This window comes from Halobacterium sp. KA-4, from assembly GCF_021028995.1.
GTDB lineage: Archaea > Halobacteriota > Halobacteria > Halobacteriales > Halobacteriaceae > Halobacterium.
In genome coordinates, this window is record NZ_JAJJZG010000015.1 from 60332 (window position 1) to 85099 (window position 24768).

General features: G+C 55.3%; 33 protein-coding genes. 16 read left to right on the forward strand and 17 right to left on the reverse strand.

Annotated features, from left to right (window positions below; genetic code table 11):
- Positions 1-656 precede the first annotated feature (656 nt).
- Positions 657-1301 (forward strand): ArsR/SmtB family transcription factor, encoded by a 645-nt coding sequence (locus LPA44_RS13840; RefSeq protein ID WP_230890123.1) that lies wholly within the window; start codon positions 657-659, stop codon positions 1299-1301.
- Between the two features lie 89 nt (positions 1302-1390).
- Positions 1391-2368, forward strand: a complete 978-nt coding sequence (locus LPA44_RS13845; RefSeq protein ID WP_230890124.1) for a hypothetical protein — start codon at positions 1391-1393, stop codon at positions 2366-2368.
- Between the two features lie 170 nt (positions 2369-2538).
- On the opposite strand, the gene LPA44_RS13850 is transcribed toward LPA44_RS13845, so the two are convergent.
- The 4 genes from LPA44_RS13850 to LPA44_RS13860 form a co-directional block, all read right to left on the reverse strand.
- On the reverse strand, positions 2539-2982 hold the full coding sequence (locus LPA44_RS13850) for a hypothetical protein (RefSeq protein WP_230890125.1): 444 nt from the start codon (positions 2980-2982) through the stop codon (positions 2539-2541).
- Positions 2983-2988: 6 nt separating this feature from the next.
- A complete protein-coding gene (locus tag LPA44_RS13855; RefSeq protein WP_230890126.1) occupies positions 2989-3513 on the reverse strand; it encodes a DUF7342 family protein in 525 nt (174 codons plus the stop codon).
- 239 nt (positions 3514-3752) lie between these two features.
- Complete coding sequence (locus LPA44_RS18455) at positions 3753-3908, reverse strand: DUF7563 family protein (protein ID WP_442903399.1); 156 nt, start codon at positions 3906-3908, stop codon at positions 3753-3755.
- A gap of 192 nt (positions 3909-4100) precedes the next feature.
- Complete coding sequence (locus LPA44_RS13860; RefSeq protein ID WP_230890127.1) at positions 4101-4322, reverse strand: hypothetical protein; 222 nt, start codon at positions 4320-4322, stop codon at positions 4101-4103.
- 279 nt (positions 4323-4601) lie between these two features.
- Here LPA44_RS13860 and LPA44_RS18460 point away from each other — a divergent pair, with 279 nt between their 5' ends.
- The 3 genes from LPA44_RS18460 to LPA44_RS13870 all read left to right on the forward strand — a co-directional run bounded on the left by LPA44_RS18460 (position 4602) and on the right by LPA44_RS13870 (position 6335).
- The gene (locus tag LPA44_RS18460; protein WP_442903400.1) at positions 4602-4739 is read left to right on the forward strand and encodes a DUF7837 family putative zinc-binding protein; all 138 of its coding nucleotides are present in this window, start codon (positions 4602-4604) and stop codon (positions 4737-4739) included.
- 841 nt (positions 4740-5580) lie between these two features.
- Positions 5581-5790 (forward strand): hypothetical protein, encoded by a 210-nt coding sequence (locus LPA44_RS13865; protein ID WP_230890128.1) that lies wholly within the window; start codon positions 5581-5583, stop codon positions 5788-5790.
- Between the two features lie 140 nt (positions 5791-5930).
- Positions 5931-6335 (forward strand): hypothetical protein, encoded by a 405-nt coding sequence (locus LPA44_RS13870; RefSeq protein ID WP_230890129.1) that lies wholly within the window; start codon positions 5931-5933, stop codon positions 6333-6335.
- Positions 6336-6405: 70 nt separating this feature from the next.
- On the opposite strand, the gene LPA44_RS13875 is transcribed toward LPA44_RS13870, so the two are convergent.
- Positions 6406-7191, reverse strand: coding sequence for a TrmB family transcriptional regulator (locus tag LPA44_RS13875; protein ID WP_230890130.1), 786 nt, complete (start codon positions 7189-7191; stop codon positions 6406-6408).
- An 83-nt stretch (positions 7192-7274) separates the two neighbouring features.
- Here LPA44_RS13875 and LPA44_RS13880 point away from each other — a divergent pair, with 83 nt between their 5' ends.
- Entirely contained in the window at positions 7275-7607 is a 333-nt protein-coding gene (locus LPA44_RS13880) for an SMR family transporter (protein ID WP_230890131.1), read from the forward strand.
- A 97-nt stretch (positions 7608-7704) separates the two neighbouring features.
- Complete coding sequence (locus LPA44_RS13885; protein ID WP_230890132.1) at positions 7705-8925, forward strand: digeranylgeranylglycerophospholipid reductase; 1221 nt, start codon at positions 7705-7707, stop codon at positions 8923-8925.
- Between the two features lie 157 nt (positions 8926-9082).
- Here LPA44_RS13885 and LPA44_RS13890 read toward each other — a convergent pair whose 3' ends face one another.
- The 6 genes from LPA44_RS13890 to LPA44_RS13915 all read right to left on the reverse strand — a co-directional run bounded on the left by LPA44_RS13890 (position 9083) and on the right by LPA44_RS13915 (position 15205).
- Positions 9083-10744 (reverse strand): hypothetical protein, encoded by a 1662-nt coding sequence (locus tag LPA44_RS13890; RefSeq protein ID WP_230890133.1) that lies wholly within the window; start codon positions 10742-10744, stop codon positions 9083-9085.
- Positions 10737-11498, reverse strand: coding sequence for an ABC transporter ATP-binding protein (locus LPA44_RS13895; RefSeq protein WP_230890134.1), 762 nt, complete (start codon positions 11496-11498; stop codon positions 10737-10739). Before LPA44_RS13895 ends, LPA44_RS13890 begins: the two co-directional genes overlap by 8 nt.
- Positions 11499-12360: 862 nt before the next feature.
- Positions 12361-13650 (reverse strand): hypothetical protein, encoded by a 1290-nt coding sequence (locus LPA44_RS13900; protein ID WP_230890135.1) that lies wholly within the window; start codon positions 13648-13650, stop codon positions 12361-12363.
- Positions 13651-13744: 94 nt separating this feature from the next.
- The gene (locus LPA44_RS13905) at positions 13745-14506 is read right to left on the reverse strand and encodes an ABC transporter ATP-binding protein (RefSeq protein WP_230890136.1); all 762 of its coding nucleotides are present in this window, start codon (positions 14504-14506) and stop codon (positions 13745-13747) included.
- Positions 14507-14525: 19 nt separating this feature from the next.
- Positions 14526-14855 (reverse strand): DUF7521 family protein, encoded by a 330-nt coding sequence (locus LPA44_RS13910; RefSeq protein ID WP_230890137.1) that lies wholly within the window; start codon positions 14853-14855, stop codon positions 14526-14528.
- A gap of 2 nt (positions 14856-14857) precedes the next feature.
- Entirely contained in the window at positions 14858-15205 is a 348-nt protein-coding gene (locus tag LPA44_RS13915; protein WP_230890138.1) for a winged helix-turn-helix domain-containing protein, read from the reverse strand.
- Positions 15206-15432: 227 nt separating this feature from the next.
- Here LPA44_RS13915 and LPA44_RS13920 point away from each other — a divergent pair, with 227 nt between their 5' ends.
- From LPA44_RS13920 to LPA44_RS13935, 4 genes are all read left to right on the forward strand, one after another.
- Positions 15433-16356 (forward strand): hypothetical protein, encoded by a 924-nt coding sequence (locus LPA44_RS13920; protein WP_230890139.1) that lies wholly within the window; start codon positions 15433-15435, stop codon positions 16354-16356.
- A gap of 36 nt (positions 16357-16392) precedes the next feature.
- Positions 16393-16758, forward strand: coding sequence for a hypothetical protein (locus LPA44_RS13925; RefSeq protein WP_230890140.1), 366 nt, complete (start codon positions 16393-16395; stop codon positions 16756-16758).
- A gap of 4 nt (positions 16759-16762) precedes the next feature.
- Positions 16763-17095 (forward strand): DUF3784 domain-containing protein, encoded by a 333-nt coding sequence (locus LPA44_RS13930; RefSeq protein WP_230890141.1) that lies wholly within the window; start codon positions 16763-16765, stop codon positions 17093-17095.
- 665 nt (positions 17096-17760) lie between these two features.
- On the forward strand, positions 17761-18003 hold the full coding sequence (locus tag LPA44_RS13935) for a hypothetical protein (RefSeq protein WP_230890142.1): 243 nt from the start codon (positions 17761-17763) through the stop codon (positions 18001-18003).
- A 137-nt stretch (positions 18004-18140) separates the two neighbouring features.
- Here LPA44_RS13935 and LPA44_RS13940 read toward each other — a convergent pair whose 3' ends face one another.
- Together LPA44_RS13940 and LPA44_RS13945 are read right to left on the reverse strand one after the other, a co-directional pair.
- On the reverse strand, positions 18141-18590 hold the full coding sequence (locus LPA44_RS13940; RefSeq protein ID WP_230890143.1) for a DUF4870 domain-containing protein: 450 nt from the start codon (positions 18588-18590) through the stop codon (positions 18141-18143).
- Positions 18591-18656: 66 nt separating this feature from the next.
- Positions 18657-19232 carry a hypothetical protein gene (locus LPA44_RS13945; RefSeq protein WP_442903401.1) on the reverse strand — a complete coding sequence of 192 codons (576 nt, stop codon included), beginning with the start codon at positions 19230-19232 and terminating at the stop codon, positions 18657-18659.
- Positions 19233-19349: 117 nt separating this feature from the next.
- Here LPA44_RS13945 and LPA44_RS18465 point away from each other — a divergent pair, with 117 nt between their 5' ends.
- From LPA44_RS18465 to LPA44_RS13960, 4 genes are all read left to right on the forward strand, one after another.
- Positions 19350-19595, forward strand: coding sequence for a hypothetical protein (locus LPA44_RS18465; protein WP_442903402.1), 246 nt, complete (start codon positions 19350-19352; stop codon positions 19593-19595).
- A 134-nt stretch (positions 19596-19729) separates the two neighbouring features.
- Entirely contained in the window at positions 19730-20332 is a 603-nt protein-coding gene (locus LPA44_RS13950) for an LURP-one-related/scramblase family protein (protein WP_230890145.1), read from the forward strand.
- 216 nt (positions 20333-20548) lie between these two features.
- Positions 20549-20698, forward strand: a complete 150-nt coding sequence (locus tag LPA44_RS13955; protein ID WP_230890146.1) for a hypothetical protein — start codon at positions 20549-20551, stop codon at positions 20696-20698.
- Positions 20699-21675: 977 nt separating this feature from the next.
- Positions 21676-22542: a hypothetical protein gene (locus LPA44_RS13960; RefSeq protein ID WP_230890147.1), complete on the forward strand. Its 867-nt coding sequence runs from the start codon at positions 21676-21678 to the stop codon at positions 22540-22542.
- Here LPA44_RS13960 and LPA44_RS13965 read toward each other — a convergent pair.
- A complete protein-coding gene (locus tag LPA44_RS13965) occupies positions 22526-22840 on the reverse strand; it encodes a DUF7521 family protein (RefSeq protein WP_230890148.1) in 315 nt (104 codons plus the stop codon). The genes LPA44_RS13960 and LPA44_RS13965 overlap by 17 nt on opposite strands.
- On the reverse strand, positions 22837-23190 hold the full coding sequence (locus LPA44_RS13970; RefSeq protein WP_230890149.1) for an ArsR/SmtB family transcription factor: 354 nt from the start codon (positions 23188-23190) through the stop codon (positions 22837-22839). Before LPA44_RS13970 ends, LPA44_RS13965 begins: the two co-directional genes overlap by 4 nt.
- 113 nt (positions 23191-23303) lie before the next feature.
- On the opposite strand from LPA44_RS13970, the gene LPA44_RS13975 reads away from it, so the two are divergent.
- Complete coding sequence (locus LPA44_RS13975; RefSeq protein ID WP_230890150.1) at positions 23304-23495, forward strand: multidrug transporter; 192 nt, start codon at positions 23304-23306, stop codon at positions 23493-23495.
- Positions 23496-23919: 424 nt separating this feature from the next.
- Here LPA44_RS13975 and LPA44_RS13980 read toward each other — a convergent pair whose 3' ends face one another.
- Positions 23920-24282 carry a hypothetical protein gene (locus LPA44_RS13980; protein ID WP_230890151.1) on the reverse strand — a complete coding sequence of 121 codons (363 nt, stop codon included), beginning with the start codon at positions 24280-24282 and terminating at the stop codon, positions 23920-23922.
- Between the two features lie 11 nt (positions 24283-24293).
- Positions 24294-24689 carry a hypothetical protein gene (locus tag LPA44_RS13985; protein ID WP_230890152.1) on the reverse strand — a complete coding sequence of 132 codons (396 nt, stop codon included), beginning with the start codon at positions 24687-24689 and terminating at the stop codon, positions 24294-24296.
- Positions 24690-24768 lie beyond the last annotated feature (79 nt).

Here is a 24768-nt window from a genome sequence, read left to right on the forward strand (position 1 = left end):
TCTGAGCTATCTGTATCTATCACCGGAGGTTTGTATCGTGGTTCGTAACACCTGAGGATCGTAGACGTCTATAATCACCAGTCTCACCTGACGCTCTCCGGTCGGTGAGGACGTACACTCCACTGTTTCCAGTGAACACCCCTCGTTTGGAGTGAGAAACTACCATAAATACCCCTTGGGGGAGAAACAGAGTAGCCTCGACATGGAACAGACGCGCTGTACGCGGTCGGGAGGATCGTACGTGTGGCTTGAATCACTATTGATCGCGAGGAGGGTCACACCGCGAACGAACTGGAAGTTAGTCTCGTATATAATCTCTATAGCGTCCGTTCAACCTTTCTCCTTATCCTTGAACGAGTGACTGTCCCATTCAACTTTTCTTCTCTAACGTTGAATGAGGGAGATCCTTATTCAACCTACTCTGAAAACCATCTATCCGAATCTCGCTCATACTCACCTTCTCAATAACCCCCACTGTGAGAAATGAGGATAGGGAATGCACACCTCACAACGTTGAAAATGCCAAACGAGGCTATGGACATCGACGAAGAGTTGCTGGCCGATACTAAGACTAGGCCCGGCGGTGGGACAGACTAAAGGGCATCTTTGACTCTCCTCAGCCCCTATATCTTCGTCCGCGAAATTCACACATACGCGTGAATACGCTCCTTCCTCTCAAATCGTCCCCCGAGTCACTAACCGACCGCGATGTCGATCCAAAGCTCGTCGACTTCGAGGATGCGGATGCCGATGAGATTCTGACCGTCGTCTCATCGACAATGGCCCGTCGGATTCTTGCGGCCCTGTACGACGAACCACAGACACAGTCCGATCTCGCCGACACAGTCGAGACATCCGTCCAGAACGTGAACTACCATCTCACTCGACTTCAGGAGGCCGAACTGGTCGCGGTCGTGGATACGTGGTACTCTCGACAGGGCCGTGAAATGGATGTCTACGCACCTGCACACGGTCCACTCGTCCTGTTCACCGGAGCGGAACGGACAAGCCCCTCGTTATCGTCGGCACTCAAGCGCCTGTTCGGTGCAGTCGGCGTGATTGCGGTTGCCAGCGTCTTGATCCACGCCCACTGGTGGTCCCGTCAACCCACGATCCGCGCCGCCCCGGGCATGACGCCGTCACCTGACATCGTAACTAGACTCAATACGATGTTTGAGATGTTTCTTGCTGGACCGGGAACCTTAACGCTTTCAGCGGGACTCGGTCTCGTCGTCGGCCTATTTCTCCTCTGGTACTGGTACATCTACCGACCGGCACAGCGCCAGCCTGCGGGCGGCTGATTGTGCAACTGGAGAGCGGCACGGAGGATTCAAAGACATCTTTGAGTCTGGGATAGGACGATAGTCACCCCCGAGAGACTACGTTGTGTATGGAACGCAGAGCGTTTCTCGGCATGGCCGGAATCGGTATCACGGCAATCGCGGGCTGTATCTCCCAGGCAGACACCGGCGATCAACCGCCGAACGAAGCGACGAACACGCCCACCGACCAACCGCCGACGAACGACCCGACGGAGACTACGCAGATGAACGAGCACGAACGGATCCCAACTGGCGAAACGACGAATATCGCACTCGGGGAGGAGACGCTCTCCGAGACTGGAGCACGAACCCCGCACGGGATCGTTCTTGACAATCCAACGGACGAAACGTGGACTAGGCACCTCGTGATTCGGGAACCCGATGATTCAGTTGCCCTCGACGAAACGTACGAACTCGAATCGGAGTCGAACGTTGCAGTCTCGCTCACTGACCCGCTCCGCTACACCGCTGAGGTGAACATTCCTGAGACGGAGTCGTCCAGCACTGTCGACGTAGACCTCGCGTGGTTCGACTGCAACGCTTCGTCGACGAGTTTTACCATCCAATCGGATGGCGAGGTGAAAACCGCCACAATCTCGACGAAGATGGCGTGTCTGAACGTCACAACCGAGCGTGTTTCCGCGGGTAAAGAGACGTCGCTCTCGCTTGGAGATGGCTCATTGTCCAATGAGAGTGATAGTAAGCCACACGGCATGACCCTCACGAACCCGACGGAAGACACGGTGACATCCCGACTCGTGATCGCACGCGGGGAAGAAGTGCTCCTCGATGGTCTCTACACGCTCGAATCGGTGGGTGAAGTAGCGGTGACGCTTACCGAACCGGGCCACTATCAGGGCACGGCGTCGATTCCAACCACTGGCACCACCGAGACCTTCGAGGTCAAACCCAATCAGTTCGATTGTAACCACTCTTCGACGAACATTTCGATTCGGTCGGACAGCGAGTTAGACGCAGAGACGATCTCGACATTGATGGCCTGTCAGCCGAGCGAAGATGGCGAGAACGAAACATCCGACCAGTAGTCGGGATTCCAGTACATTTGTTGGCTGTGGCTGCGACAAGCGTATGTGGACTATTCTATGGAACTCTTTTGTCAACTGTGTGCTCGTCGCAATGTCAGAGGGATAGGCCGATACATTCTATCCGTTCACAAAACCGTTCTCATCCACACAACCGGTGAAAGCAACGTGGATTAGTTGTCGTTTGTGAGAGTCGGAATTCGTTTCTCGAACAATCGATCAAGGGCGATCCAGAGAATCTCCGTCGGAATCGTCTTCTTGAAGTGGGCACACTCATGGTCACGTTCACCCCTCACTGGATGAGCATACTGGAAGTGAACCGGCCCGAGATCAGGGTGATCATCGTCGCGGTGCCACCCACAATTGAACCCCGTGTTCGAATCGGCGTAGTGGATGCGATAATATGGTTCGTCCTCGACAAACCGCCATTCAATGTCAAGTGTCGGCGACTCTGGGCCGGTCAGCGGCACAACACGGCTTGGGTCAATCTGCGCTCGAAGGAACTGTTTGACGATGCTATCCGGTTCGTAGGCGACAGTCGTAACGATGGGATGTCGTTGTAACACATCTTTCAGTCCCTCGTAGACCGAGCTGTCGGTCGTTCCTGAAAGACCCATCAGTTGTTATGCCGGGAGAGCGTCACGCTCGGTGGCCCAGTCGTACTCGGTGAGTGCTGCTCGAACGACAGGGATGCGGTCGACGAGATGCTCCCACTCGCTGGCGACCTCGCGCCGCTCCGCAATCTCGTCAGGGTCGTCGAGGTCAGCGATGCTGGCCCGGAGTTCGCCTGGCGTCTCGACGCCGTACGACGTCTTCCAATCTGTGATTGTGGTGCGCATCGATTCGAGAGACGCGGTGAGTTCCTCACGATTGTGTTCGCGCTGGAGGGCAGCGACCTCCCGATAGGTGGCCATGAGCTGGTCGACGCAGTACAGCGTCTGGTCACCTTGCTCGATCTTTCGGAGAACGTTGTCCTCGACGAGTTGGTCGAGGTATTTCTGCGCCGTCTTCACCGAGACCTCCGTCTCATCGGCGATCCACGAGGCCGTACGGGGTGTTCGGAGCGTCCGCGCGGCGGCGCGAATCCGTTCCCCGCGTGTCATTGAAGCGCGAGCACGGTCGTCATCTTGGTTGTGGTCGTCGGGCATAGTCGTAACTACGCTGTGCTAGAACATATATCTACTGCACTGGATATATAGGGCATTCTGGGGGGCGATATATGTCATTCTCCGATTCTTAGAACTTCTCCAGCGAGATTCTGTCTGCGGTGGCGTGGCTGCACGATATCGGTCGGCCACGAAGTTCAGATTTGTTTTCAGCGAGACATCCTACACTAATTCTAGACAAGAAACAGCAGGCAGTTGCAACGAGTTCCCAACGGCTCATATTATCGACGAGTTGATTTTGCCTCACGAATATCTGCCCCATCCCGGAGTTTATCTGGGCACTGTGGACAGACACGTGGTTCATCGATGTCGTTTGGCGTAAACACACGGGTATATCGCTCAGTAACGTGTTCTCCACAATTCTGGCATTTAGGCATTTCTTCTCACCGCCTGATGTTTCAGCAACTGAGGAGGGCAGATATCCATCTCTAGGTGAACACGGAAGTTCGAAGTGATAATGATACTGGTAACGAATGTCCGAATCCAACGTGATTTGAGGGCGTCTCGGCTCTGTTGAAATCCCTCATTCAGATAATTGGAAAGACGAAACAACTGATGAGTAATTCTGCTTAGTTACCGCGTTGTTCTTCTTCGATTTCTTGTGCTTGCTCGCTTATTTTGGTGAGTTCACGGACTCTCTGGCTGTCAGACCCCCCGTGGCCGATTCGGACAGACAAGTCTAACGGGGTTGGGACAAAACGACCCTCGTCTTCCTCCTCACCGGATTCCTCTCCGGGTTCTTCACCTCCTCTGAATAGGGCGAGGAACACCTCCCAAACACTGAGGGCCATATGTATTTCCTATGGGTTGTCGTGAGATAAGTGTTGATACGGTTGCACCAGTGGACCCAAATAATCGGGTGTCAACCTTGTACTGAGTGAGACATCTTCATCCGTTTTGACCTCCTTGATGGCAAAATACATCGATCGATAGGCAATTCAACAGAACCACTATTTCACTTTCGGTGTGGTTACCTGAGTTATATGTGGCCTCCAATTCTCACAGGATTGTAGAGGGTGCTTCGGCCCTCAGTCACACGCTTTCCCCTCTTCCCCCACTTTTCGAACCGTATGAGTACGCAGAATCCGCATCTTGGAAATTGCCCGCATTGTGGCGGTGAGATACTGTCTCACCACGTTTTAATCGAGTACAAATTGGGTGTGTGGGCGGAGTGTCCTGACTGCCGGGAAGTCGTCGATCCGGAGTAATACATTATGTTACGGGTTTTGAAGCGGGCTTTCTCGTCCAAGAATGGTTTTGAGGTGGTTTTTGAGTGTCGCCGGTGTGGTGCCAATGTTTCTTCGGAGTCCGATCAGTGTTCGGAATGTGGGAGCCGCGAGATCGCCCGGTATGAGATATAGCGGCCTTCGGCCTTGTTTAGACGCGGGACGAGAGTGGGTTTCTTTCGCCAAGGACGCTACGAACCACGCGGTCAGTTAATCTGCGAGTCGGTCACGGAGAGCGGGACCGAGGGGTCTCGTTACTCACTCGACAGTCACCTACGACAAGACATCACGGATGACGAGGAGTGCTGTTGGAATCGCAAGGAGAAGCAGGCCAATCGCCGCAGGTGTATCAGGGAAATAGAAGAGAATGAGGAGGCTGCCACCGATAACGATGCCAAGCACGGTGAGGACTGCGACTCTGTCTTGGCCGTCGCTGAAGGGACGGTGTCTCCGACCCAGTCAATAACCCGCAATCCCTAGATAAAGCTCATGAGGAGTCCGCCTACCAAGAGGGCAGATACTCCGTCGCCAATTGGTTCACCCCCTGACGAGTGTGATACCTCTGGGTAGACGAAAACAGCGGTAGCGAGAGACGAAATAATCGTGAGCGTGTTTGAACTGAGGAATGTAGATTGGTTCTCTCCGGTGTTATTGGAGGACACTGACCGCGAATCACTTGGTTAGTAAATATATGTCGTTACTGAATCGGGCATTTGAGTTTCGTACTCGGTTCCGAATAAAGAAATGAATTCGTATTACCAGCTACTGTTTAGCTAAGTCGTTCGTCGGAATTGTTACCTTCTTGTAGGATAAATGAATGGCTATGAGCGAGACCACGCCCGCGGACTCGCCGCGAAGCCAACAGGCCATATTTATCGCAGGTGCGGTAGTGCTCGCCGTCGCAGTAGTGGGGTCTCTCTATTTCCTCCTCCAGATGGATATGCCAACTGTCTTCGCTATCGTCGTTGGTCTCCTCATCGCGGCACTCGCAATTGGGCGGTTTTACCTTGTCGCCAAACATCAACTATTCTGAGAGAACAGTTCCTGAGGTATGCTCGGTTCTCGCTTGTAGTGGTAGTACGAAGACTCGCCTAGCGGTTTGACCAATCCGGCCGCAATTCTTTATGTAAAGACCACAAGCGTCTCATAGCGTCAATACGAAACGTGGATATAGTGGCTGTCGAGCGAGGACTGGGCTCTTGGCTCTCAGCAACCGTTGATTTCCTGCTGGCAGTGTTCGGGTTCATACTAGCGTTGTATCCGCTGGTCTCGCTTGGAAACGCCGTTCTCGGATCTCCGGGGTCGACCGCGACAGTCAACATGGTTGTCGGTGTGTTGGCGGTCGGCAGCGCGTATCCCGTCGTCGCGGGTGACTGGTCGCTCGGACGGCTCGGCGAATACGTGTTCGTCCTGATTGCCTCCGCATTCGTCTGGGGACTCATGGGGATGCTAGTGATCCTTGCAGCAGGGCTGACCCTCTCCGGGAGTAACCCGGTTCCACAAGCAGTCCTCTGGGTCGCGGCTTCTTTGACGGCCTATATTGTTGTGTACCGAACTCAACTGTCGATTTTTCACTAACTCCGGCACCATAACTCGTTCTAACGACCGAGTCGAGTAGATTACGTGCTTCAGCAGCATCTGGAATTTACTAGAGGAGGGGATCTGCCTTGGTCCACAGTTGTTGGAAGTACCTCTCAAACTCTTCGACGACTTGCGAATCTTTGATTCCTACCACCCCGAGCCGATCGTCACCGGATACTGGATGTGGGATGTCAATTGTCGTCTCTACTTGATCGACTACATCGAATGATAGTGCGACATCAGGAATCGTTCTGACAGTCACGTCTACTGATTGGTCATCAATCAGGCGCGGGAATCTATCAGGAAGTGCGGTAACCACTTTCTCGCTAAACAAGAGGTCCACTGTGAGATCTGTGCTAGCACCATCGAAAAAGGCCTCAAATTCAGTTTGTAGCGTTTCCCACGTCGAATTCTCATAGGGCGTTCCAACGATAGCATGGACAAAGTCTTCTGCGGTGCGCATGTGTTGCTGAAGAGCTGTGCTCATATTGTCGCTCCCGAGCGACCCGGGCCAGAAGCTACTCTCGGTCGGTGGTGTCGGCAGAAGATTTGAACGGACTGTTTCAGCCCTCTCTCGATAACGATTCCACTCCTGCTTCAATTCGTACGTCCGTTCAGCTAGAAGTCTGTCGACGACAGTTTCTGGCTCTACGGCGACGAACTTTTTTGGGTCGTTTGACTGCATCCGAACCAATTTGCGAGCTTCGAGGCCGTTGAGCACATCGTAAATACGGCCTTTCGGAACGCCACTAATATCGGAGAGTTCAGTCGCAGTTACTGCACCCGTCACTAGCAGCGTCCGATATACCTTCTCCTCGTAACTTGAAAGCCCTAGTTCGCCCAACTCTGTCATAGAGTATCGTTGTAAGTCCAAACGAATTGTAAGTGCTGTTCTGTTTCAATAGTCGCATATGGGTGACTTCCAGATACATCAATATGAATCCGTACGTGCTGCTTGCTGGTGCAATACTCTCCGAACTTATGGGAACGACTGCCCTCAAACTATCCGATGGGTTTTCACAACTGGGTCCCAGTTTCGGTGTTGTCATCGGATACGGAGCAGCCTTCTATCTTCTATCTCTGACGCTAGAAGAATTACCGATCGGTGTCGTCTATGGGACGTGGGCAGCATTGGGGATCGTCGGTGTAGCAGCTATCGGTGTCGTCGTTTTTGATGAGCCAATCGATCTAGCTGGGATTATCGGAATCCTCCTCATCATCGGTGGTGTATACTGCGTTAATATTGTGTCGCAGATGTCTGCCCACTAACTATATCGCGAGGTGAGAGTCTGAGTGGAAAACAAACCGGAAGTGGTACTGTGTTTCAATACCCTTTCGACCTCTTTTGATTATTTGTATATCAGAAATGCACGATCGCTACGACGTGGTAATCGCTGGCGCAGGCCCGGCGGGGGCGCAGTGTGCACGAGATCTCGCTAAGCGTGGCTACGATGTGGTTGTTTTGGAGACCGAGGCAGAGGAAGAGTTCCCAGCACAGAGCAACAAATCCACAGGTGGAACGTTCGCGTCGATGATGACCTCCTTCGGCATCCCAGACGACGTGGTCATGCACGCGACCGATTCGGTGGTTCTTGAGTCACCTAACGAGTACTTCATCCAAGATCAGCCGGGTTTTGTCTTGGACTTCGCGGAGTTCAAGAAATTCCTCGTTGAGGACGGCCGCGAAAAGGGCACTGAGTATCGCTTTGACGCCCGCGTCCGTGATCCGATCGTTGAAGACGAGGATGTTGTCGGTGTCCGGTATAATAACGACGAAGAGGTCTACGGCGAGATTGTCATTGACGCCACGGGACCGGCAGCGCCTCTGGCCAAAGATTTGGGTGTAGCCAATCTTGAACGCCAGAACCACGCGATTGGCATTGAGTACTTGTTTGAAGGCATCGATCTCAACCATCCTGGTTATGCTGACCTCACTGATGCGATGATGCTACGGCTGGATCATGAGTACGCTCCTGGCGGCTATTCATGGATCTTCCACACCGGCGAAGACACGGCGAAAGTTGGTGTCTGTTACATCCAGAACGAGCGCTACCGAGAGCACGCCACCCAAAATCGCACTGTAGACGGTTACCTTGAATATTGGCTCGACACCGATCCGCGCTTTGAGAACGCCAGACGTATTGCGGATAATCAGGTGCGCGGTTCTGCACATGTCCAACATCCGGAGTCGATGAGTACTGATTCGTTCATGGCGATTGGTGATACCGTTCCCTCAGTTGACCCTGTGTGGGGAGAGGGGATATACAAATGTATGAAGGCAGCTCGTGCGGCTGCAGTGACAGCCGACCGTTGTCTTACTGGGAAGGTGGAGACCTCCGTTGAGGAGATGGCGGTATACGACGACCTCTGGAACGAGCAGGTTGCGCCCAGACAGGACCGTCGCCTGATGATGACGAGGTTGCTGTACCTCGCGCCAAACGAACGGTACGATCGACTTATGCGAGACCTGAATAAGCTCAACCGTGATACCCTATCGGAGATTAACAATGGCAACAAGCGTGAGCTTGTCAAGTTATTGTATCCCAGCGACCTCTTCTATCTCTGGAAATACTGGCGAGAAACGTAACTGAGGGATTCATATCCGTCCCAGCATACACATTAATTCACTGATGGTACTCAATCTTTGACCTGTACTGACCAATTCGGGGTTATAGCTATGGCCGACTAACTCCCTGAACACTCGCGGATTCCACCAGAGCCAATTGGAGAGGTTCAGACTATAGTTAGGCGAGTGTATACCGACGGAATTGCCTGGCGGCAGCGCGGTAGCTCCATCTCGCCACCACCAGGCCAATACCCAATCCACTCACAACACTACTGAAACGCATCATTCCAACCGAGACCACACCGCCAGCAATGTATTCATAGATGCTTGCTGGTGCGAGCAGCGCAAAGACAGTGCCGCACCCGAGAAGACCGACAACCAGTGAATAGACAATAATCGCGGTCATACTTGGTGGAACGACACCGCCGCTCCTCCCAATAGTAACCGCACTGAACCTCGGGAATTGCATGCCGACCGCTGGCGCAAGGCCAACTGCAACCACAGTCAACAGGCCACCAATCACGACGAATCCAGCCTGCACACGTAGCGAGTACGGACCTACGATACTTCCAACGAACGTACAGAGAACCGTAATCGGGAGACCGTACAGCAGTCCCGGCACCATCAATCCACGCACGAACTGCCGCCCAGAAATCGAGGATGTAAGCGTTGCAGGCAGGACAGATCCTTCGTCGCCAAGGGGATTCAATCCGAATGCGGCTCCTGCAAACCACGGGAAGAGCAGTGCACACACGACCGGTACGAGAGCCAATGGTTCGTCGAGTTGGACATAGATAACGCCGAGATAGATTCCAAGAGAGATGACTATCGTGACGAGGAATAGTAGCCGTCGGGGTGCTCGCCGAAGACGGAGCAGCACCATTTGTGCCACCCGTTGCGTCGGTCGCCCAACGAACTCCGGGATGACAAGCGGCGAAATGCCCGCGGCCAGCGTCCCGCCGTCGTGAGACCGTGAGCTCGGTGTAGTCTCACCGCCATCGTGGGTCGTACTGCCGGGATCTGTTAGCCAGTAAGCACGCGCAAGGCGCTCGACGACGAGACTCCCGCTGCCGATTACCAAGACACCTCCAGTCACGCCAGCCAGCGCGCGGCCGAGAGAGGCTGTGACGGGCGTTCCGAGGACAGCAAGGTCGACGAGCCAGCTCATCGGCACCCACGCGAACGTCGTCACCTCCCAGATTGCGGGCAGGTCTGCGAGAATTGTTGCCACGAGATACCCCACCACAACGAGGAACACGAATTGGACGATCAACTGACCCTGCTGATTGGCGAGACCGCGGGATCGAGCGGCCACGAACAGATAGGCGAAGCTGAGCGTGTAGCCGACGACGATTGCGCTCGCCGCGAACAGACCGACAGCCAGTGGAACCAACAGCAGGCTCACTGGTGAGAGAAACGCATACCCGACGACGCCGACCAGCAACACTGTAGGCGGCACGAGAAACAGACAGGCGGTGAAGAACTCGGTGAAAAGCATCCCGACGGCCGCCGTCCGGGTTGAGACGGTCGTGAGGACGAACGCCTCGGCTTTCGGTCGTCGCCAGTACAGGAGAGTCCGCTGGCTGAAAAACCATACCGCGCCCACCCACAAGGCACTCACGCCCAAGCGAACGCTACCAGGAATCGAAATCGGGGCATCGAGTGTTCGTAAGAGCAGGGCATAGAGAACACCCATTCCGCCGAAGGAAATCACACCGCAGATGGCACTGATACCGAGGAGGCGGAGCCGGTAGGGGTTCCGTCGAAGCCCACGGATCGTCCGTCGGACGCCGACGATCCCCAATTGCACGCTGTGCCGCATCCAGTTCGTCTCAGTCATGCTCATCCGCCTCTACGGAGTCGGATTCGTCGCTCGTCAGGTTGAGGAACGCCTCTTCTAGTGTCTGGTTGCCACCAGTCTCTGCGCGGTGTGTGAGTTCAGTCGGTGTCCCTTCCGCAACGAGCTGTCCCTCATACAGGACGCCGACCGTATCAGCCACTTCTTCGACGACCGGTAGGATGTGCGTCGAGAGGAACACCGTCGTGCCCTCGTCTGCGAGTTCGACAATCATCTCACGGAGTGTCCGCGCAGCGCGCGGATCGAGACCCGCGGTCGGTTCGTCAAGAAACACGACCGCGGGCTCGTGGAGGATGGCCTGGATGAACGCGGTCTTCTGCCGCATCCCCTTCGAGTAATCGGAGATACGGGTGTCTGCGTCTTCGCGGAGATCCAGGCGGTCGAGGAGTGATTCAATGCGGGCAGTCGCCTGCTCTTCCGGAAGGTCACGCAGTCCAGCCGCGAGATCGAGTTGTTCGGACGCCGTGAGATTGTAGTACAGTGGCGGTGATTCGGGAAGATAGCCGATCTGGCGTGTCACTGTGGTTCGGTCAGTGATCGGGGTGCCGTTGATCGATGCAGTCCCACTCGTTGGTTGGGTGAGCGTCGTCAGTATCCGCATTGTTGTCGTCTTCCCGGCTCCGTTCGGTCCCAGATACCCGTATACAACACCCGCCGGAATTGAAAGCGTAAGCTCATCAAGAGCGATCGTGTCACCATACCGTTTTGTCAAGTCCGTCGCTTGGATCACGCTCATTTGAGTGGGTCACCCGAAATATGGACTATGGACATACGTTCTAATTCCCATTTCAGTGCTCTCACAGGGGGGAGTATCCCTCGAACCGATGGACAGCGTTCCGGTACAGGAGAAATGCGACGAGACCACCGCCAACCAGTAACATCCCCCCACCACCTACTTGCAACTGGGCAAGACCGACTGCCTGAACTCCCTGACCGACGCCACTAAACCACTCTATAGCTCCAGCTAGCAAGCCGCTGTTCGAGCCAGGAAGTAGTCCCAGTACAAATGCTGGTGCGAAGCCGAACACGCCAGCAATAACCACTCGCGCCAGCTCTGGCGCGATTAGCAGCGCTGCCAACAACGCGCCGGGAAGTGCGGACAGTACCACGTGGACGGCGACAGCGCTCATTCGTGGCGGGAGGACATCTCGACTTTGGCCGACACTGATTGCGCTGAAACGCGGCAACGCCATCCCGATGGCGGGCGTAATCGTGACTGCCACGCACGTTAAATACACACTAAGGGCGAGGGTGTCATAGAAGTCTTCACACACTATAGTAGAGTTTCTGATTGTTATAGAGCATTACTAGCTTAGAAAGCCGTGCACTTGGTGCACGGTATGTTGAGATACTTAGAGAGTACCCTTTCGTTTCCGAATTATGATTTCTCTCACTCGCTCAGCGTGGTTTGACCCAGATTGGACGAACGCTGTGAGGATGGCCTCGACGATCTCGGAGCGGCTGGCTCCGAGATCGTCACACTCAGCGACCAGTTCGTCCACTTCTCGCACAATTTCCTCGTCAACAGCGACTCCGAATTTCTCTTTCGCCATAGCTACGACAAGCTAAAAATAGCGTGCACCAAGTGTACGGCGCTTTCAATTCGTTAGAGCTGATTCAGCAAACCATGAGAACTCTTCTATGACACCCTCACTAAGGGCGACTAGGCCGACACTCTCACCGAGTGAATACGGCGATAGTGCTCCGGCAATCCCAGTTACAGCAACCACAATCGGGAGTCCGAGGAGCAAGCCCGGCACCATCAATCCACGAACGTACTGTTTCCCGGAGACCGCCGTCAGCGTCACTGGCAGCACCGCTCCTTCATCGCCGAGCGGGTTCATAGCGAATAACGACCCGGCGAGCCACGGCAGCACGACCGCACCCACGGGCGCAAGGAGCGCAAATATCGACCCCGACTGAAGCCCCGTACTGACGAGTGGACTTCCAACCGCAAACACGGGAATCATGAGAAACATCAGCCGGTTCGGATCACGTCGTGTTCGCAAGAGCGTCCATTCCGCAACCCGTCGCATCGGTGTCGGAACGAACGCAGGCACACCCAGTGGCTTCACTGCGGCTGCGAGCGCATCACCACGAGCTGTCCGTACAGAGTCCTCACTCGCTGCCGTGTGCTCGGGTTCCTGAGCGGTGTCCTCCTTATCGGGGCTTACGGCTTCCGTAAACCAGAGAGCGACCGTCTCACGTTCGACGATGGCCCCACCACCGAGGAGGAGCACCGCACTTCCGACGACCGCCCCGGCGGCCCGGAGTGGGGACCCAACAAATCTCGTTCCAACGGCTGCGAGGTCGGCAAACCAGCCCATCGGGAACCACGCGAGCGCGGCCTGACTCACCCCACCGATCTGGGGATAGAGAAAGAGAAAGTAGCCACCCATCCCAATCAGTGAGGCAGCAGTTCCGAGCACCGTCTTGTGGCGAGCAACGAACCGTGAGGTCGCAACGAACCACGCCGCCGCATAGCCGACTATCGATCCCGTGACGACCACGGTCGCCGTGAAAAGAAGGGCGGCTACTGGTATCAGGACGAGACTGGCGGGAGAGCCGAGTAGGAAGGCACCAACACCAGTCAGCACGAGGGCCGGGAATCCAATATAGGCGAGTATCCGCAGCGTCTCCGCAACAAGCAGCCCCCCGGCAACCGTTCGTGCCGACACGGTCGTCAGCATCAACGGCTCGGCTTCGATGCGCGTTCGCGCTGAAACAACACGCTGCGCGACGAGGTACACCCCGAACAGCCAGAAGAGTGCAATCATGCCTCGAACCAGATCTGGAACTGCGAGCGCCTCGACACCACGTATCGCATCGGCGAACACGACGACAACAGCTGTCCCTACGAGTGACGGAATCAGCACGCCGAGGGCCATGAACGCAAACCGAACTTTACCCTGCCAGAGCGCGCGTACTGACCGTTGGAACTCGAAGACACCGACGCTGAGGGCGTGGCGCGGCCAGCCCGCTTCAGCCATTCGTGGCCTCCACGTCCGCAGCGGGATCCGTCCCCGTTAGTTCGAGGAACACGTCTTCGAGCGTCTGTGTCGCCCCGGTTTCAGCACGCTGCGTGAGTGCATCAGGCGCGTCCTCAGCAACAAGCTGGCCGTCGTAGAGAATCCCGACCGTGTCGGCAACCTCTTCGACGACGGGAAGAATGTGCGTTGAGAGGAAGACGGTCGTCCCCGCGTCGGCGAGATCCGTAATCATCTCCCGGATCGTACGGGCAGCGCGTGGATCCAGCCCGGACGTGGGTTCATCGAGGAAGACGACGTCGGGCTCGTGCAGCACGGCTTGAATGTAGGCGACTTTCTGGCGCATCCCCTTCGAGTAGTCCGATATCCGCGTGCCGGCATCTGCCGTGAGATCCAGTTCGTCGAGAAGTCCATCAATGCGTTCCCGTGTCGCCTCCTCAGGGAGGTCTCGGAGGCCAGCGACGTAGTCGAGTTGTTCGTAGGCGGTCGCTTGTTCGTACAGCGGTGGTTCTTCGGGCAGGTAGCCGATGTGCGTGCGGAGGCCGTCGCGATCCGTGACCGTGACGCCAGCGACGGAGCCGGTCCCACTGGTTGGCTGCGTGAGACCAGTAAGCATCCGCATCGTCGTGGTTTTCCCCGCGCCGTTTGGGCCGAGGAAACCGTAGACGACGCCCTCTGGAATCGAGAGGTCGAGGTCGTCAACGGCGAGTGTATTTTCGTAGCGTTTCGTCAGTTCAGTGGTTTCGATGGCAGTCATGGTGGAATCGGTCTGGGTGTTAGTTGCGGATGAACAGCGAGTAGAGGATACAGCCAAGGCCGCAAATTTCGAGGAGCCGACTCGCTACCGGGAGGTAGAAGGTGTAGAGGCGTGGGCCGAGCCCGAGCGAGTTGCCGAGTGATGCTCCTAGTATAGAGAGCGCGAACGGGGCGAGTGTAAGGAGGGCGAGGCCAATGGCTAAGAATAGGATCCGCTGGCTGTCATTGCGTCGATATCCTCGAAAGGCCTGGAAGACGATGTAGAGCGCCAACATCATCGCAATCAGCGTGACGGCGAGGTGGATGAGATAATCCGTGTATGCTTGCTCCACTCCAAACTGTAGCAGCATCGTTAGATGTCCTCCCACATGTCGGTAAAGCGATCCGCCACGTCGTCCGCGGGGGTCTCTTCGACGTCGACGTGCAGTTCACCGTCGTCGAGTTCGACGGTCAGTCGGTCGAGTTGTGCCTCGTAGACGCTGTAGTGGTGACCATCCTCGACAACTTCCGTCCGTTCGGCGAGGAGCCCACACTCAATGAGTCGATCAGCGCGCCGGTAGACGGTTGGGAGGGAGGCATCACATTCCTCGCTGAGGGATTTCGCGGACATCGATTGGGTACTCGTTGCAGTGAGGATCGCCCGCGCGTACTCGTCGTCGAGGAGCGCAAAGAGCTCGCTCGGGGAGCAGTCCTCACTCACGTGTATCGGTCTATTTCGATTGAGGTAAAATACGTATTCGATTTTCTGGGCCGGAAAAACGGCGTGCACATATACGGCAGTCCCACTCATAGGGTGATCTGTCGCTCGTCAGGCCCGCTGATCACGGCCCCCCACCACACTTGTCCAGTTTTCAGTACAGTGCGTGACCAAGTGCATTTCTCAGTGATACCACGGCGATTAAGACAGCCCTTTGCGTGACTATCACTATGACCCTCCGCGTCCGTACCGCACTCAAGAACGGCCTCCTCCGGGCGTTCACCCGGAACGGTCTCCTTCTGGTAGGTGTCTACCTCGTCGTCAGTTTGCTTCAGGGCGGGCTCGTCTACGCTGTTACAACAACGGTGGTTCCGCTTGGACCGCCGACCGTTCCATCGGTCCCAGGAGAAACGGGGGCTGTTGGCCCAACGCCCGGAGCACAGTTACCTGCACTCGTGTCGCTCCAAGCGGCACTGCTGGTGTCATTCACAGGTGGATTGCTCACGATCCCGATTCAAGTGATCGCTCACCGGACGTTCGTCAGTGAGCGGACGAACCAGATCCCCGACGAGTTCATCTTTCATCGATTAGGCTGGGCGACGCTCAACAGTTTCGTCGGGAGCTGGCTGGTTTCACTATCGTTTCTCATCGTCGCTGGGCTCTGCGTGGGCGTCGGCTTCTGGGGTCTCTTTTCGGTCGCTGGCCCGGCAACAACTGCGTTTCTACTCGGTGACTGGCTGGGCTGGCTCCTCTTAGGCGTATTTAGCCTCATGCTTCTCGTGCCAAGCGTGTTCCTCGGCGTGAGTTTGGTTTTCGTGGGGCAGGAGATTGCGATCCGGGATAAGAACGCTATTGGTGCGCTCGCCGGTAGCTGGCGACTCACGCGAGGCCACCGCCTTCGACTCCTTGTGCTGGCAGTTCTCCCGATGATTCCTCATATAGCTGTTTCGTTTGGGGTCTTTGCGGTTCTTCAGCCGGTTCCAGCGCAGTTCCTCGCACTCGCCGAAACAGGGATCGTCAATATCGTCATTCTCGCAATTATGGCACGCGCGTACGTACAGGCTGGGGATAACGACAGCGTACCGTCTTCCCAAACCGGCATGGTGAACGACGCGCTGTTCCGACCGCGTCAGGCTGAATACACTGACGAGTAGGAAAACGACTTTCAAATAATACAAATCACTGATAATATGGACTGGATCACTGTCGGGCTGACATTCCTGTTCTTCTGGGGACTCCTCGGCCAGTACGTGTATCGGGAGGCGATGAAGGAAAACCGATCGTCTCCGATACTACGGGGCGTGTGCTGGGGAGCAATTGGCGTTCTGGGAGCAGTCACCTATCTCATCCATCTCCGAGACAAAGAGGCGGATCGATTGGCGTGGCTGGGCGTTTCACTACTGCTGGTCACGGTCTGGGCAATCGGAACGGTCGGCCTCTGGGGATTGAGCGGCGGATTCCATCTGTGGGCAGCGTTGTTCGCAGGCGTGTTCATCCTGTACTGGCAATTCAACCTCGAAACTGTTGCCCCAGGGAGAGTGACGGATTCCGAGTAGTACCATGGTTGAACGCGCTATTCTCGTCATCGGAAGTGGAATTTTCGTCGGTATACTTGGGATGTTGATCAAGTACGCCGGTATGATGCACCTGATTGCTGGTTACGAACCCGCTCAAGTTGCCGACGAGGAAGGGTTGGCGAACTTCATCGGGGTGAACACACTCTACGTTGCGGTTCTCACAGTTTGTGTCGGTGTCTTGGAATTCTGGAAGCCGACAGCTGATTCAGCGTGGTATTGGGGACTGTTCGGGATCGCCATTGTCGCCATCGCAGTCCGAATGCTTCGCGGTGCCCGTCACTACGAATCCCCATCGGAACACAATCGGACAGACTGATATGGATCTATCGGGTATGATGATCAGAAGATTCGTTCGGTAGCCTGCGAAGTGAGCGTTCGTCTCTCATCAAACAGCAAGAGTTCCCCACCTCTCGATCGGAGTGAACGTTCGTTTGGATGTCTATCTACACAATTAACGTAGTTTGAACGAGATGGTGAACTCCTGCCGCAAGCGCACGTACGGTGCGTTTGACGGCTATGAATCAAGTGGATACAACCACGTGAACGTATCGTTGTCTGTCTCGTTCACAACCTTGACGAGACGCTGTAATCGTCCAATGCAGAGAAAGTACCGACCATCGTCAATACAGTAATGTGGACGGTTGTCGTATTGGCAGTATGGACAGCCGATGGCTCCTCTTGGGGTACGGCCTGCTCTTCGCAGCGCTAACACTCGGGTTCATCTCCCAGAGAAAGGCCCTATTGGCGTTCATTGGAGTCGTTCACACCGTCTTCGGGATCGGTGGCTTCTGGTGGAACACGACTCACGATAACCCAATCGAAACGAGATTTTCACGGTCTCGATAGCGTGATACGTTCATCGCCTGTAGTGAGCGGTCAGTCCCCGAGAAACGAGCGCGAAATAGAGCACGCAAATCTACCGATACTCGACAGACACTCAGCTGGCGGAACTCATATCTACAGGCGAACGTACCCAATCGTATGGATGCACTCGGTAGGAAAATCGTGTATGCGGATGATTTCCTGTGGCATCTAAGCAATGTTGGTGTCGGTGTCGCTGTGTTAGTCGCCACACTCTTGTACGCCCCGCCAGGAAGCTACTCTCTCGATTTGGTTGTGTTCAGTATCGACCCGTTTTATCTGCTCGTTCCGCTCTCAGCCGTGTACACTGCCTGGACAGGAATTGATTTCTGGAAATGGTATTCTGGTACCGACAATCAATAACGCTGTTAGACGTACGCTCTGCTCGGAACGGTAAGTGAACTACCTGTACTGACCGCCTCTCCTCAAAATCTGTTAGCTGTTGAGGGTTTCAACAGAGCCGGTTGATTCTAAGACTGTTCGCTAGGAGAGCACCGCATTCAGGCGTACCGTTGAACGAAATTTCGTGCGAGCGGGTATTCCCACGCAGTACCGAAGATCGCTTTGACCGTGGCAATCAGTGTAAAGATTCCTGTAAGGAACGCCGCAAGCACCACTAGTATCAGTAACAGTGTACCGATGAGAGCAAATACGGTATCAAGTGGTGAGGGAAGCAGGGACCACTCCATTACCTCACCACCAATCGTTAGCTCATCGGCACCGAGAAAGAACACGAGAATAGCAATAATAGTGAGGGCTAATACTGATGCGTGCCAGTTTAACGCGTTGCGGGCATTCGTTTGTGTGAACTCGTTATTCGAGATTAAGTAGACGAGTCCAGCACCGATAATGCCAGTCCCAAGTGCGAATATGTGGACTAAGATCCCGCCGATGGATCGTTCAGTGAGCAATTCTGGGCCGGTACCCGGAGTGGATGTCGTTGATGTCATTTGTGTCGTGTGTCGCATTGTCTGAAGTGTCTTTCAATCGGTTCATCAGAGCAATCAGTTGAAAGGCTATTCCCTGTGGCTGTGTCGTCTCCGGATCCACCGAGCTGCGCGTTCGGTGACGAGCAATAAGAGGCTCACAAACAGTACATCGAATGCCGTATCCCAGAAGGCGATATCGCTGCCTGTGCTGCTGATGTCTGTCCCGATGATAGTTAGAATGCCGCCGAATACGAACAGTACAAGGCTGAGTTGGAGGCCAGCGAGCACGAGCGTGCGGATTCCTGCTGTGTCCGACATCGTGAGGAAGCCGCGCGTGGAGAGCCGATCCAGCGGGGTCTCGGTCGTGAGGGCTCGCTTTCCTTCCGGTGACAACGGCCAGTTTGACTCTGGATGGTTGATGTAGTACAGGGTAACTGACTCAGGATACGTCTCAGTGGCAACGATGTCAATCACCTGTAACTCATTCAACCGGTTCCGGACGGTCGCCTTGCTAACGTCGGGCTTGACACGCGCTTGGAGCTGGCGAATCGAGAAGAATGGCCGATCTGATTCGGTCATCGTCTCGACAACATGCTCCTGTGTCAGCGTATTGTTGAGGTTTCGACCGATTCGGTCGTCGATCCAAGTCGGAAGGCCGGACACGGTAGTCCGAGATATGTTCTGCGGGACATATAATGGGTGGAGCGGATTTCGCGGCCGCGAACCGCAAATTCACGGCCGTCAAATCGTGAGAGAGCGGTGATTCGACTCGATGAACCGATGCGTAAAAGTGTAGCCAAAAAACGGCGAACTCAACTCGTGGTTCGACATATTCCCCGCTGGTTCGAGTCCAAGCCCTTCCAACATCAGATCATAATCCTGGCGGTTATTCTTGAGCCACTCGGATTTGTCACAGGCTATCTACTTGCTCCGTCACTGGGCGTCGAGCCGCTGATGGGCTGCGTATACGGCCTTCTTGTAGTAAGTATGCTGATGTCACTCCTCGTGATGCGGCACAACTCCTGAAGCAATGGAGCACGGAAGTTGTAGAAATATGCGTCAAACAACCCTCCTCTGACAGAAGTGCTCCTGATCCAACTGTCTAATGCTTACCAGGGGTGACAGAAGGTTTTTGGAAACGTGGCTCACCCGTTATCCATATGGCTGAGCCCTCCGCATCTGATTCACCGTCAGGCGACTACGACATCTCCACAGTCGATCTCGACGACGACCGCTACGAGGTCAAGCAGTCAGCAATCCGGAACAAGTACGTCGTCCGTGACAGCACTGGCGATGTCGCCCTGCGCGGAAAACAGAAGATGTTCAAGATGAAAGAAGAGTTCCCGTTCGTCACTGGTGACGACGAGGACGCGTTCACCGTGAAAGCTGGCGGCATCATGGACGTCGCAGGGAACTACACCATCACGGACGCAGGCACCGACGAGGAAGTTGTCGTCCTCGACGAGGACTACTCGTTGTTCGTGGAGAACTGGACGGTTCGAGACCCTGACACGGGGGAGGCCCTGGCGACGATTGAATCGAAGAGCAAACCCCTCTCGGCACTTCGGCACCTCGTCTCCGTTGCGAACCTCATCCCGAACAAGTACGAGATATTCGACGCCGACGGCGACCACGTTGGCGACATCGAAGGGAAGTTCTCACTGCGGGATGCCTACACGGTCAGTATCGACGATGCCAGCGACGTCCCGAAAGAGGCTGTAATCGCTTCTGCGTGCATCCTCGACGCTCTCGAAAACCAATAACTCTCGAACGAGAAATGGAGAAGTGCATATCTGTTTAGATCATATTTTCTAAACGATTTCTCGTGCGAATAGTTGGTCGGTGAAGGCTGCATACACAGCACTTAGTCAGCACGGATTCCTGTTCGGTCGCGGCCCACCCACATTGAAAAGGCAGAATCACCAGCCAAATTCCCGACAAACCACTGAGATACAGTAGCTTTAGGTTGCCCAGTTGCCATGGGGGTACTAGCCGTCGCTACCAGCCTGTGGTTCGAGTTCTACATTCCGTTAGCTGTGCTGATCGTCGGCAACGTCGTCTACGTCGGGTACCACTTTCTCCAAGACGTGAGCATCTTTCTGGATTTTCTGGAACGGTTGCGGAACTGAGCACCTGACACCACCGATTAGTTTGAGCCATAACAGCCGAGATCAAGTGTCGGTATCTCTGATCCAGCCAGTATGTACGGCACTGTACTGAACGCTCAATCTTGAGAGATGACCGAACGCTAAGGGCAGTCTGCGCCCCTCCCACCAGAAACGATATATGGTCTTTTAGATTCAGAATATGGAATGGACGAATATCGTTGTTCTCGGGTTGTTCGTCCTCGCTTGTCTCCTCGCCATCTACCAGTCACGGAATGGAGAACTGGACTAGCAATCAAAACGTCGGTACCGTCATATTCCTGATTGGAGCGGCGCTAGGACTGTTTCTCGATGATCTTCTTACTGCAAACTCGCCAATTCTCCCCTGGGTCGAACCGATTGGTACTGTTATTATGGTCGGCAGCGCAGTTGTTTCCTGGTTTCGGGATCCAGCCTAACCGGATTTCTACCAGTCGTTCGACAGTACTTAGCGCTGTAGGTGCTAAACCTACCACGATCTATGGATTTCAATAGGGCCAATTATGCTTATTCTCAGTATCGACCAGTATCTGCCCCTCTCCTGACTCTGTAAAATTATATCACCGGTGCGAAAGTAGGTGGCGTCATGTCGTCCTCCGAGTTCCCGACTTCTTGGAGCGATCCGAGATACGTTGCAACTATCGTTGGCGTCCTCGCAACCGGCGCACTCTATTTCTATAGTGCGCTCACTCCATCAGGGCCAACTACTGGGGAAATCACGTTCGTCGTACTGGGAATCTTCCTTCCGACGACGATTGCATACGAACTCGCTCGTCGATTCAGGTAATACACGCCTCCTTTGGGCGAACCATCCCTCTCGTCTGTAACGAAGTGTGCGAACGGTTCTCTGACAGCTTCTCCAGCTGTCCCGTTCTTGCCCGACTAGTTCACGCCTACAACTCGGAAAATGATGTAGTGCGGTTGGAGGTAGTCTTTTCCAGACCGATGTGTAACGGTTCACTATGGCGACCCACACGCGCGCTGCGCTGCGCCAGGCGAACGCCGAGCGCCCCGACGCCGAGTATGCGCTCGTCGTTGGTCTGTACGTCGCCGCCCTTCTCACACCGGTGGTCATGCTCGGACTTGCGCGCGCTATCGCGGATGCCGCCATCCTCTACATCAGTTTCCTTGGCGCTGTGACAGGCATCACTATCGTCGCAGGCTGGGCCGTCTCCCGGACGCCTGGACTCGCGGTCAGTCTCGGCCGACGCGACGCAACGTGGCTCCTTGCCGTCGTTCCATTCGCGTGGTTTGTTGGTGTGTTCGGTGCTGCCGCTGTCGTCGGTGTCGAACCACCGGGCATAGCGGCACTCCTCGCGATGGTCGCCACGGTTGGTGGACTGTTTCTCGGTCTCATACTGACCACGATGAGTCGGACTCGACACGCGGCGGCCACCCTCGAAGGTGTTGACGACCTCGCACAGTGGGAGGCACGCTGGCCGCCACGCTGGCGTCGCGTCTCCGTTGGCGTCGCAGTCATTGCGAGCGTCGGCTACGTCGGCGGTATCGTCGCCCAAGTCGCGTTCGGGGTCGACTGGGCGGGCTCCCTGTATCTTCTCATGTTTCTGTGGACGCCTCTGGCGGGTGCGGTGAATCCACGAACCTTCCGCGTGACCGAGGCCGGCCTCGTCGTTGAACGCCCGCTCCAGCAGCAGTTCCGGCCGTGGTCAGCGTTCGCGAGCTATGACCTCACGGACGATACACTCGTCATTCGGCCGACCGCGTGGTGGCGGCCAGCCCACCGATGTGATCGTGCGGATATCGAGGACGTGGATGCTGCTGTCACGGCATTGAATCAATGCAGTCAGGAGTTCAGTCCGACCGACTGAGCGGCATCCGCAATCCATACAGAATACTCACCAGCCCAAGTATCTGGCTTACTTCGCCGAGCACACCGTACACAAACGGGCCGATTACTGGCGCGAGGTACGGCCCCGCAACGAGCAAGACAGGCGTCCAGAAGACGAGGAAGAACCCAACGGCGATGAACAACATGGGCCGTTTCCGACTCCGCCAGTAGCCCTGGAGTGCGAGATAGCCAACTGCGAGACCGAGTACAGTGGAGGTGATGGTCAGGACGAAGGCAATTTGTGATTGAAGACTCGGGCTGAGTTGCAGGAGAGTCATCGGTCTCGCACCTCGTCGATAAACCGTGTGAAGCGGTCTGCCATCCGGTCACGCCGTGACAGGGTCAGTTCAAACCCATCCGACGTGAGGTCAACGACAACGCGGTCGAGCGTCGCGGTATAGACTTTGTAGTGATGACCCTCGGAGTCCGGCTGGAGATCCTCTGTGATGAGATCGTGTTCTGCAAGTGCTTCCAGTCGGCGGTAGACGGTCTGGGGCGACACATCGGACACGTCACTCAGTTCTTCGGCGGACATTGGCTCGGTAGCTGTTTCGATGAGGATCGTCTGTGTGCATTCATCTGCGAGGAGAGACGCAATTTCCCGGACGTCCTCATCCTCTTGGTCCATTCCACGTTCCATTGATGTCTTCCGTTGGCGCAGTTATAAAGACGAATCCACAGTTCCCCTCGCTGGAGTCGTGTTGGCCCATACTTATAGTGGGACTTCGTAGGTCTTTTTGTATGGTACTCCAGCGGGATACATCGACTCTCGGAACCGTGATCGGGATTATTGTCGCTGTTGTCGCCATCGGTGGCTCCGTGTTTCTCGACTGGGAGTGGGGTGCATTCCCCAACCAACCAGTTCCGCTCGTAATCGGCGTCATTGCGGCCGCCGCTGCCGTGCTCGTCACATATCGTCAGATACGCGGGTAAGCGATCCGCTTTCGCCCGAACGGTCCTGCCAGTGGGCCAGTTTTCTGACCCGGAAAACCAACGAGGATACTCCTATCATCAAACATCCAATGGAATGGCGATTAATGAAACGAGGCTTGCCCTGACCGACAACCACTGGATTATGTTCAGTAAGCAATAGCCGTTGTAGGGATCATCTGGGCCGTCTCATCACTGCTGTGGTACTGGCTCTTGGTCGTTGGCATGTGCGTATCGGGGCTCGTCGAACTTGCGATCGAGGGCTTGCCAGTCGATCCTGAGGACATCTCGGCGGACAACGAACAAGGATAGCAACCACATCCCTACCGATATCGAGCAAAATACTATGATCCTAGACAACAGATACGTATGGCCCGGAGATAACTCAGAGCAACCATTCCTCCTTGACCGTCCCTGATAGCTTGGTTCAGTGGGTGTGTTCGGTCTGTTGCTGGGCCTTCGAAATGAAAAGTAAGAATGCAATTACGCCCATAAATAGAATCACGAACGGGAGCGTCGTAGTGCCTTGTTGCCCATAGTACTGTGCGAACGCTATCGGACTCACACTCAGCCCGAAGAGACCAATCGCGTAGCCGAGTCTGTCTATTCGGTCGTCGAATTGGACAGCGCTACCAAGGAGTGAGATGTCGAATGCGAAATAGAAGTATCCCGCTCCAGCGTAAACCGCCGCCGTCCCTGCTGCAATGAACCAGTCAGGGACGAGAAACCAGTACAAACCGAAACCAACCAACAGACCACAGAGGACGGCGAGCGGGAGATCTTTATCCATATTCATCTGTCTCACTGACGCTGTCGGGCCGAGAGCAACGCGAGATTGCCGAGGTCGGTGACGAGAAATGCACCGACGGCAGCGACCGTCGGGGAGAGACTGACGAATTCGGTTCCCAGCAGATAGAGGCCAGTGAATTCGACCGTGGCGACGACAGCGGCCACAAGCACCCACGCGATGGCGTTCCACGTCTGTTCGTACTGCGGCCAGTACTCGTCATAGGCCGAGGGAACTCCCACCGCAAGTGTCATCAATAGAAGGAAGTTGGCGGCAAATTCACCCCCAGCAACTTGATCCTGGAAGACGAAGGCCGTCGGAACAGCGACGAGGATTGACGCGAATATCGTGAGATTCCGCTGGGTCGTCGCCCGCCGATAGACCGCGGACGCCATGCTCGGTTCGGACATCTACAGGGATCATTGTCCTCACCACAGTAAAATTATGTGAGCCAGTTTTCCAGCCCGGAAAATCGGCGGGGGTACTCAT

Coding starts and splice junctions, on each gene's coding strand:
- LPA44_RS13925 (WP_230890140.1), top strand. CDS start 16,393: ATGGACTGGATCACTGTCGGGCTGACATTCCTGTTCTTCTGGGGACTC.
- LPA44_RS13845 (WP_230890124.1), top strand. CDS start 1,391: ATGGAACGCAGAGCGTTTCTCGGCATGGCCGGAATCGGTATCACGGCA.
- LPA44_RS13910 (WP_230890137.1), bottom strand. CDS start 14,855: ATGCTGCTACAGTTTGGAGTGGAGCAAGCATACACGGATTATCTCATC.
- LPA44_RS13930 (WP_230890141.1), top strand. CDS start 16,763: ATGGTTGAACGCGCTATTCTCGTCATCGGAAGTGGAATTTTCGTCGGT.
- LPA44_RS13985 (WP_230890152.1), bottom strand. CDS start 24,689: ATGTCCGAACCGAGCATGGCGTCCGCGGTCTATCGGCGGGCGACGACC.
- LPA44_RS13980 (WP_230890151.1), bottom strand. CDS start 24,282: ATGGATAAAGATCTCCCGCTCGCCGTCCTCTGTGGTCTGTTGGTTGGT.
- LPA44_RS13975 (WP_230890150.1), top strand. CDS start 23,304: ATGGTACTCCAGCGGGATACATCGACTCTCGGAACCGTGATCGGGATT.
- LPA44_RS13850 (WP_230890125.1), bottom strand. CDS start 2,982: ATGGGTCTTTCAGGAACGACCGACAGCTCGGTCTACGAGGGACTGAAA.
- LPA44_RS13940 (WP_230890143.1), bottom strand. CDS start 18,590: ATGACATCAACGACATCCACTCCGGGTACCGGCCCAGAATTGCTCACT.
- LPA44_RS13960 (WP_230890147.1), top strand. CDS start 21,676: ATGGCGACCCACACGCGCGCTGCGCTGCGCCAGGCGAACGCCGAGCGC.
- LPA44_RS18455 (WP_442903399.1), bottom strand. CDS start 3,908: ATGCCTAAATGCCAGAATTGTGGAGAACACGTTACTGAGCGATATACC.
- LPA44_RS13970 (WP_230890149.1), bottom strand. CDS start 23,190: ATGGACCAAGAGGATGAGGACGTCCGGGAAATTGCGTCTCTCCTCGCA.
- LPA44_RS13955 (WP_230890146.1), top strand. CDS start 20,549: ATGGGGGTACTAGCCGTCGCTACCAGCCTGTGGTTCGAGTTCTACATT.
- LPA44_RS18465 (WP_442903402.1), top strand. CDS start 19,350: ATGCGTAAAAGTGTAGCCAAAAAACGGCGAACTCAACTCGTGGTTCGA.
- LPA44_RS18460 (WP_442903400.1), top strand. CDS start 4,602: ATGAGTACGCAGAATCCGCATCTTGGAAATTGCCCGCATTGTGGCGGT.
- LPA44_RS13875 (WP_230890130.1), bottom strand. CDS start 7,191: ATGACAGAGTTGGGCGAACTAGGGCTTTCAAGTTACGAGGAGAAGGTA.
- LPA44_RS13935 (WP_230890142.1), top strand. CDS start 17,761: ATGGATGCACTCGGTAGGAAAATCGTGTATGCGGATGATTTCCTGTGG.
- LPA44_RS13905 (WP_230890136.1), bottom strand. CDS start 14,506: ATGACTGCCATCGAAACCACTGAACTGACGAAACGCTACGAAAATACA.
- LPA44_RS13885 (WP_230890132.1), top strand. CDS start 7,705: ATGCACGATCGCTACGACGTGGTAATCGCTGGCGCAGGCCCGGCGGGG.
- LPA44_RS13865 (WP_230890128.1), top strand. CDS start 5,581: ATGAGCGAGACCACGCCCGCGGACTCGCCGCGAAGCCAACAGGCCATA.
- LPA44_RS13880 (WP_230890131.1), top strand. CDS start 7,275: ATGAATCCGTACGTGCTGCTTGCTGGTGCAATACTCTCCGAACTTATG.
- LPA44_RS13890 (WP_230890133.1), bottom strand. CDS start 10,744: ATGACTGAGACGAACTGGATGCGGCACAGCGTGCAATTGGGGATCGTC.
- LPA44_RS13855 (WP_230890126.1), bottom strand. CDS start 3,513: ATGCCCGACGACCACAACCAAGATGACGACCGTGCTCGCGCTTCAATG.
- LPA44_RS13950 (WP_230890145.1), top strand. CDS start 19,730: ATGGCTGAGCCCTCCGCATCTGATTCACCGTCAGGCGACTACGACATC.
- LPA44_RS13860 (WP_230890127.1), bottom strand. CDS start 4,322: ATGGCCCTCAGTGTTTGGGAGGTGTTCCTCGCCCTATTCAGAGGAGGT.
- LPA44_RS13920 (WP_230890139.1), top strand. CDS start 15,433: ATGACCCTCCGCGTCCGTACCGCACTCAAGAACGGCCTCCTCCGGGCG.
- LPA44_RS13965 (WP_230890148.1), bottom strand. CDS start 22,840: ATGACTCTCCTGCAACTCAGCCCGAGTCTTCAATCACAAATTGCCTTC.
- LPA44_RS13900 (WP_230890135.1), bottom strand. CDS start 13,650: ATGGCCCTCGGCGTGCTGATTCCGTCACTCGTAGGGACAGCTGTTGTC.
- LPA44_RS13895 (WP_230890134.1), bottom strand. CDS start 11,498: ATGAGCGTGATCCAAGCGACGGACTTGACAAAACGGTATGGTGACACG.